This is a genomic window from Actinoplanes sp. NPDC051633, assembly GCF_040681735.1.
GTDB lineage: Bacteria > Actinomycetota > Actinomycetes > Mycobacteriales > Micromonosporaceae > Actinoplanes.
The window spans coordinates 1-7,614 of the sequence record NZ_JBFAZH010000289.1 but is presented as its reverse complement, the minus strand read 5'-3'; the positions used below and the strand labels follow the sequence as shown (position 1 = coordinate 7,614).

The following is a 7,614-nucleotide window of genomic DNA, read 5'->3' as shown; positions in this document are numbered from 1 at the left end:
GGAGGCGCCCGTCCGCGATCGCCTCCCGCAGCGCGCGATAGACACCGGCCGTCTTCTCGGTGCCGGGACTGATGACCAGATCCACGGCACTATTGTCGGTCGTCGCGTGTCAGTCGTCGCGGCTTTCGATCTCGAGCTCCGGGCGGCCATCGGCGCAGGAGACGTCGACCTTCACGCGGTCGTGGTTGTCGCTGACGCCCCGGAACTCCCCCTCCGAGCCGTTCCGCTCGTGCACGGTGAAGCCCGATCCCGGCGACATCAGCGTGATCGACCCGCTGCCGCCGTCGCAGCGGGCGACGACCGTCCCGGCCCGCGTCCGGAATGTTCGGGAGACCGCGGGGCCCGACGGAGCCGAGGCCGACAAAGACGGCGATAGCGACGGCGAGGGAGACAGCGAGGGCGAGGGCGTCGACGTGGGCTCGGCGGCCAGCTCGCGGGCCACATCGGACCGGCTCAGCGGCTTGGCCGCCGGCGACACCAGGCCGTCGCCGATCAGGCTGACCGCGAGCAGCCCGACCAGCACGGCCAGGACGGCCGCGGCCAGCCAGCCGGCGGTGATGATCAGTCGTCGTGCCATGCACCGAGTCTGCCCGCCCGGACGATAAGGCGGAGCCCGCGCCGCGCTAAGAGAGGGTTAAGCGCCGCAACGAGCGGTCCCGGACCCGTTACGGTGCAGCCGTGGCCCACCTGCTGCTCATCGAGGACGACGCCGCCATCCGCACCAATCTGCTGCGGGCGCTGCGCGAGCGCGGGCACGCCGTCGCATCCTCGCCCACCGCGATGGACGGCCTGCAGACCGCTCTCGCGCAGCGGCCCGACCTGGTCGTGCTCGACCTCGGGCTGCCCGATCTGGACGGCAAGGAGATGCTGCGGATGCTGCGGGCGGTCAGCACGGTGCCGGTGATCGTGGCGACCGCCCGGGACGACGAGGCGGAGATCGTCAAGGTGCTGGACGCCGGCGCCGACGACTACGTGGTCAAGCCGTTCACCGCGGCCCAGCTCGACGCGCGGGTGCGGGCGGTGCTGCGGCGCGGGCCGGCCGGTGAGCGTACGGAACCGGCCGAGATCGTGGTCGGCGGCCTGCGCATGGACGCCGGCGCCCGCACCGCTTCGCTCGACGGCGTCGCGCTCGACCTGACGCCGCGGGAGTTCGACCTGTTGCATCACCTGGCGCAGCGCGCCGGCCAGGTGGTCACCAAGCGAGAGCTGCTCAGCGAGGTGTGGCAGGTGCCCTACGGCGGCGCCGACAAGACCGTCGACGTGCACCTGTCCTGGCTGCGCCGCAAGCTCGGCGAGACCGCGCAGGAGCCGCGCTATCTGCACACCGTGCGCGGCGTCGGGATCCGGCTGAGCGAGCCGTCGTGAGGCGCCGGCTGACCCTGCTGGTCGCCGCGACCACGGTGCTGGTGCTGATAGCGTTCCTGGTGCCGGTGGCCCTGCTGGTGCGTCAGGTCGCCGAGGACCGGGCGCTGCGCCGCGCCGCGATCGTGACCCAGACCGTCGTGCCGCTGATCGGCACCGACGGTCTCCAGCTCTCCCTCGAGGGCCAGGACCTTCCGGTGACGGTGTTCCTGCCGGGCGGGCGGTCGGTTGGCGCACCCGTCGAGGCGTCGCCCGCGGTCCGGCTGGCCCAGATCCGCAATGCGGCGCTGCAGGTGGAGACGCCCACCGGGCGCGAGATCGTCACGCCGGTGGTGACCGGGAACGGGACGGCGGTGGTCCGGACCTTCGTGGCGGCCGACGAGCTGACCCGCGGCGCGACCCAGGCGTGGCTGGTGCTGGCCGGGCTGGGTGCGGCGCTGGTGCTGCTCGGACTGGTGGTGGCCGACCGCTTGGCGCGTACCCTCGTCGCCCCCATCGCGGACCTGTCCGCGGTCTCCCACCGCCTGGCCCGCGCCGAGCTGGACGCCCGCGCCGCACCCGCCGGTCCACCCGAGGTGCGCGAGGTGGCCGGCGCGCTCAACCACCTGGCCGGCCGCATCCAGGACCTGTTGCGGGAAGAGGCCGAGCACGTCGCCGACCTGTCGCACCGGCTGCGCACGCCGCTGACCGCGCTGCGGCTGGAGGCCGAGACGCTGCGTGACCCGGAGGAGTCGGCCCGCATCGCGGCGGCCGCCGACGGCATCGAACGCTCGGTCACCGCGGTGATCCAGCAGGCCCGGCGGCGCGGCGCGGAGAAGGCGGGCGGATGCGACGCGACGCCCGTCGTCCGGGACCGGGTGGCGTTCTGGGCCGTGCTCGCCGAGGACACCGACCGCGAGGTCCGCCGCGAGTTGCCGGATCACCCGCTGCCGGTCGCGGTGTCCGCCGACGACCTCGCCGCGGCGCTGGACGCCGTGCTGGCCAACGTCTTCGCGCACACGCCGGACGGCACGCCGTTCGCGGTGACGCTGGCGCCGCGGCCCGGCGGCGGCGCGGTGCTGACCGTGGCGGACGGCGGCCCGGGCTTCCCGGCCCGCGGCATGCTGGAGCGCGGAAGCTCGGGCGGCGGATCGACCGGCCTCGGAATGGACATCGCCCGGCGCGCGGCCGAGGCCGGCGGCGGCGCCCTGCACCTCGGGACGGGGCCCGACGGCGGCGCGGTGGTGCGCCTGGACCTCGCGTTATAGCCCTTTCGATATAGAGATATGTAAACCTCTTCGCCTTACGCTCTTTCCAACTGCTCCCTACCGGCAGGTACGAGAGAGGAAGAGAATGGCGATCAGACACCCCCGCCGCGGCCACACCCTCGCCGTGAGCCTGCTCGTCGCCGCGACGGTCACCACCGCCGCGGCCACCCCCGCGGTCGCCGCTCCCGCGACCGGGCAGATCCGCATGGCCGGCTCGGCCACCGCGGTCCCGGGCAGCTACATCGTGGTCCTCAAGGCCGGCAAGACCGGCGGCGACCGCTTGACCGGCAAGTTCGGCGGCACCGTCGCGCGCAGCTTCGGCACGGTGCTCAACGGCTTCGAGGCGCGGCTGAGCGAGGCGGCGGCCAAGCGCCTGGCGGCCGACCCCGACGTCGCCTACGTCGAGCAGAACCAGACCGTCTCGCTGCTCGCCACGCAGACCAACGCCACCTGGGGCATCGACCGGATCGACCAGCGGAACCGGCCGCTGAGCACCACGTACACGTACCCGAGGACGGCCTCGAACGTGCACGCCTACATCATCGACACCGGCATCAGGTTCGCCCACACCCAGTTCGGCGGCCGGGCCACCTCCGGATACGACGCGGTCGACGGCGGCTCCGCGGACGACTGCAACGGCCACGGCACGCACGTCGCCGGCACGGTCGGCGGCACCACCTACGGCGTCGCCAAGGCGGTCCAGCTGGTCGCGGTGCGGGTGCTGAACTGCCAGGGCAGCGGCACGACGGCGGGCGTCATCGCCGGCGTCAACTGGGTCACCAACAACAAGATCAGGCCGGCGGTCGCCAACATGAGCCTCGGCGGCGGCATCAGCTCCTCGCTCGACAACGCGGTGGCAAACTCGATCGCGTCGGGTGTCACCTACGCGCTGGCCGCGGGCAACAGCTCGGCCAACGCCTGCAACAGCTCGCCGGCCCGCGTCGGCGCGGCGATCACGGTGGGCGCGACGACCAGCACGGACGCCCGGTCGTCGTACTCCAACTACGGCACCTGCCTGGACATCTTCGCGCCGGGCTCGTCGATCACGTCGGCCTGGTACAGCAGCAACAGCGCCGTCAACACGATCAGCGGCACGTCGATGGCGTCCCCGCACGTGGCGGGTGCGGCGGCGCTGGTCCTGTCGGCCAGCCCGAACCTGACCCCGGCGCAGGTGCAGGGCAGCCTGGTCGCGAATGCCACGACCGGCGTCGTGACCAACGCGGGCTCCGGCTCACCGAACCGCTTGCTCTGGGTTTCGCAGAGCTGACCCATACGGGTACGCGCACAGCAGAGCCCCGCCTCCACAGGCGGGGCTCTGCCGTTCGGTCGAGGCCGTCAGCGGGGTTCCGGCGTGCGCCGCGTGGTCGCGCCTGTGGATGCCCGCCGGAAACTGTCATACCCGCCCCGTAACTTGAGACCCACCCAGTGCCGGGGGTGGGGGATGGCGGCGGGCCCCCGCAAGATCGCGAGCGCGGCGCTCGCGGCGCCGCCTGCCGGGCGCAAGTGCGGCAAGCGCTCGAGCGCTTGCGCCCGCAGGGACGCAAAGTGGTAGCCCAACCGGCCATCCGGTGCCCGGATTGCCATGTGAGCTACCACTACTCGCTTGCGATCAGTCGTCCGAGCCGTGCCCGCCGCTACCGTGGTCGTCGCCACCGGAGTCGTCCGAGCCGCGCCCGCGACCCCCGTGGTCGTCGCCGCCGCGGTCGTCGGAGCCGCCGCTGCGCCCGCTGTCGCCCTTACCGTCGCGGCCGTCGCGGTCGTCGCGGTCGACCCGGTGCCGGGTCACCGCGCCGGTCACCCGGTCGACGTGGAGGTCGTGCTCGACGCCCTTCACGTACACCTCGATCTCGTAGACCGCGCGCCCGTGCTCGGTCTCCCGCTCGACCTTGGTGACCCGTCCCCCGCCCGCCGCGCGCAGCGCGATCGCCCGCGCCCGGTCGACGCTGATGCCGGTCGCGGCCCGGGCCGGCACGCTCGTCGTGGCGGTCCCGCTGGGCGAGGCCGACGCGGAAGCCGAAGCGGACGGCGAATCCGAGGGCGAAGCGGACGGCGAGGCCGAGGGCGAGGCCGAGAACGTCGGCCGCGGCGAGGCGTTCGCCACGTCGCCGTTGGGCAGCAGCGGCACCGACGGGTCGTCGTCTCCGCCGGCGGCCAGGGCTGCGCCGCCGATCGCCAGAGCCGTCACGGCGCCCGCCGCGATGGCGGTGATCCTGCGAACCTTCATGGTGCTCAACCTCCGGTGGATGTCGTTCTTGATGACACCCACCGTCGCCGGATCCGCCCTATGCCCGCGCTGTGCGACCCCTAAGAGCTGGTTAAACGCACCGAGAATGTAGTCGGCGTCGGGCCGTCGCCGCCCTCGTGGAACGCGACCGGGGTGAGCCCCGCGTCCCGGAACATCCCGAACAGCCCGGTCAGCGGCCAGTGCGACGCCCCGACCTTGGCCCGCACCCCGGCGGTGGTCCACGACTCCTTGGTCCAGTGCCCGTCGCGGTATCCCGGCCGGATCACGATCGCGGACGGGTCGGTACGGTCGGCGAAACCGCCGCAGAAGCACGGATGCACCCCGACGTGTACGAGAACCCCGCCGGGCCGCAGCACCCGGGCCGCCTCGCGCAGCACCGCCGGATAGCCGGGAATGTCGGTGTGCACCATGACCGCGACCACCGCCGGCACCGAGGCGTCCCGCACCGGCAGCCGGGTCACGTCGGCGCGGGCGATCGGCAGCCGGCCGCGCGCGTGCCGGAGCATCCCCGCGGACAGGTCCATGCCGACCGGGGTCCAGCCCAGGCGGCGGAGCTGCGCCGCGTGCGTACCCGTGCCACACCCCACCTCGAGGCAGATGCCCGAGCCCGCACCGAGCATCTCGTCCAGCGCTGCGTGCACGCCGACCGGGTCGGCGCCGGCCTGGGCGGACAGGAACTCGCGTTCGTACCAATCGGCGATCTCGTCGTAGGCGGCGACGCTCATGGCGGCAACTTACCGGCCGCCGCTGGACGGATAGAATTGTCGGGTCTCTGGCCCTCGGGTCTTCCGGGCAATACCCTGCGGTAACACCGAATTCACGTTTTCCCAAGTCTCGGCTATAAAGGCGGCGCCCCGTGGCTCTCGACGTCCCGTACCGGTCGATCCCCGACATGTTCCTGCAGCGCATCAGCGCGACCCCGAACGGGAAGGCGTTCGCGGTGCCGACCCCCGACGACACGGGGATGACGTGGCTGACCTGGGCGCAGGTGGGCACGCGGGCCAAGGCGATCGCGGCCGGGCTGCGGGACCTCGGCGTCGGGCTGGAGGACAGGGTGTCGATCCTGTCCAACACGCGGCTCGAGTGGGTGCTGGTCGACCTGGGGATCAACTGCGCAGGCGGGGCCACCACGACGGTCTATCCGACGACCGAGCCGGAGGACGCCGCGTACATCATCGGCGACTCGGGGTCGAAGGTGCTGGTCGCCGAGAACCCGCAGCAGGCGCTGAAGATCTCCGGCGCGACCACCTCGGTCACCCACGTCGTGCTGATCGACGGCCCGGCCGACGGGAACGCCCAACCGCCGCAGCTCACCCTCGCCGAGCTCGAGGAGCGCGGCAACGCCGTGCTGGCCCAGACGCCGGGGCTGATCGAGGACGTCTGCGACACGGTCGGTCCGGAGAACGTGGCGACCCTGATCTACACCTCCGGCACCACGGGCCGGCCCAAGGGTGTCGAGCTGCTGCACGGCGGCTGGATCTGGTCGGGCGTGGCGCAGGAGCACGTGGACCTGTTCAAGGCGACCGACCTGCACTACCTCTGGCTTCCGCTGTCCCACTCGTTCGGCAAGTCGCTGCTGTGCGGCATCGTGCACGTGGGTGTCCCGACGTACATCGACGGCCGGGTGGACAAGCTGGTCGAGATGCTCTCGGTGGTCAAGCCGACCCTGATGTGCGCGGCGCCCCGCATCTTCGAGAAGGTCTACAACCGGTCGGTCACCACGGCGCTGAGCGCCGGTGGGGCGAAGGCGAAGATCTTCGGCTGGGCGGTCGGCGTCGGCAAGGAGAAGGTACGCCTGGACCAGGCGGGCCGGCCGGTGCCGGGCCTGCTCAAGGCGAAGTACGCGCTGGCGGAGAAGCTGGTCTTCAGCAAGCTGCAGGAGCGCCTCGGCGGCCGGCTGCAGGTGCTGGTCTCCGGCTCGGCGCCGCTGAGCCGGGACATCGCCGAGTTCTTCGCGGCCGCCAATCTGCCCATCCACGAGGGCTACGGCCTGACCGAGACCAGCGCGGCGAACTTCGTGAACCGGGCCGGCAAGCTCAAGATCGGCACGGTCGGCCAGGCGCTCGGCGACCTGGAATGCAAGATCGACACCGACGGCGAGATCCTGCTGCGCGGCGCGCCGGTCATGCGCGGCTACCACAACCTGCCGAAGGAGACCGAGGAGGCTTTCACCGACGACGGCTTCTTCCGCACCGGCGACATCGGCGAGCTCGACGCCAACGGGTACCTGGCCATCACGGACCGCAAGAAAGACCTGGTCAAGACGTCCGGCGGCAAGTACATCGCGCCGAGCAACATCGAGGGCATGTTCAAGGCGGTGTGCCCGTACACGTCGCAGGCGGTCGTGGTCGGCCAGTCCCGCAACTTCGTGACGATGCTGATCAGCCTGGACGAGGACGCGATCAAGGGCTGGGCCCAGGGCGGCGCCCTGGACGGCAAGAGCTACGACGAGATCGTGTCGCACCCGGAGACCGAGAAGCTGGTGGCCGGCTACGTGGAGGAGCTGAACGGCAAGCTCAACCGCTGGGAGACGGTGAAGAAATTCGCGATCCTGCCACGCGACCTGAGCATCGAGCAGGGCGAGATCACCCCGTCGATGAAGATCAAGCGCAAGAACGTCGAGCAGAACTTCGCCGAGCAGATCGACAAGATGTACGAGGGCTCGCTCGAGAAGATCTGACCCGCCATGAACAGACCGGCCCGGCGCACCCCCCTCGCGCCGGGCCGGTCGTTACGTGTCCCCGTGCTCGTCACAGTTGG

7 protein-coding genes are annotated in these 7,614 nt (G+C 71.9%); 4 read left to right on the top strand and 3 right to left on the bottom strand.

The features are described 5' to 3' along the window. Positions 1 to 109: 109 nt before the first annotated feature. Positions 110 to 577 (bottom strand): hypothetical protein, encoded by a 468-nt coding sequence (locus AB0M20_RS17925; RefSeq protein WP_364299398.1) that lies wholly within the window; start codon positions 575 to 577, stop codon positions 110 to 112. 101 nt (positions 578 to 678) lie between these two features. On the opposite strand from AB0M20_RS17925, the gene AB0M20_RS17920 reads away from it, so the two are divergent. From AB0M20_RS17920 to AB0M20_RS17910, 3 genes are all read left to right on the top strand, one after another. Continuing rightward, on the top strand, positions 679 to 1,365 hold the full coding sequence (locus tag AB0M20_RS17920; protein WP_364299396.1) for a response regulator transcription factor: 687 nt from the start codon (positions 679 to 681) through the stop codon (positions 1,363 to 1,365). Continuing rightward, positions 1,362 to 2,609: a HAMP domain-containing sensor histidine kinase gene (locus AB0M20_RS17915; RefSeq protein WP_364299394.1), complete on the top strand. Its 1,248-nt coding sequence runs from the start codon at positions 1,362 to 1,364 to the stop codon at positions 2,607 to 2,609. Before AB0M20_RS17920 ends, AB0M20_RS17915 begins: the two co-directional genes overlap by 4 nt. An 85-nt stretch (positions 2,610 to 2,694) precedes the next feature. After that, positions 2,695 to 3,876, top strand: coding sequence for a S8 family peptidase (locus AB0M20_RS17910; RefSeq protein ID WP_364299392.1), 1,182 nt, complete (start codon positions 2,695 to 2,697; stop codon positions 3,874 to 3,876). A gap of 342 nt (positions 3,877 to 4,218) precedes the next feature. On the opposite strand, the gene AB0M20_RS17905 is transcribed toward AB0M20_RS17910, so the two are convergent. Both AB0M20_RS17905 and AB0M20_RS17900 read right to left on the bottom strand, forming a co-directional pair. Further along, positions 4,219 to 4,833: a PepSY domain-containing protein gene (locus AB0M20_RS17905; RefSeq protein WP_364299390.1), complete on the bottom strand. Its 615-nt coding sequence runs from the start codon at positions 4,831 to 4,833 to the stop codon at positions 4,219 to 4,221. 80 nt (positions 4,834 to 4,913) lie between these two features. Beyond that, positions 4,914 to 5,579 (bottom strand): class I SAM-dependent methyltransferase, encoded by a 666-nt coding sequence (locus AB0M20_RS17900; RefSeq protein ID WP_364299388.1) that lies wholly within the window; start codon positions 5,577 to 5,579, stop codon positions 4,914 to 4,916. A gap of 131 nt (positions 5,580 to 5,710) precedes the next feature. On the opposite strand from AB0M20_RS17900, the gene AB0M20_RS17895 reads away from it, so the two are divergent. Next, the gene (locus AB0M20_RS17895) at positions 5,711 to 7,534 is read left to right on the top strand and encodes a long-chain fatty acid--CoA ligase (RefSeq protein WP_364299385.1); all 1,824 of its coding nucleotides are present in this window, start codon (positions 5,711 to 5,713) and stop codon (positions 7,532 to 7,534) included. The last annotated feature ends 80 nt before the right edge of the window (positions 7,535 to 7,614 follow it).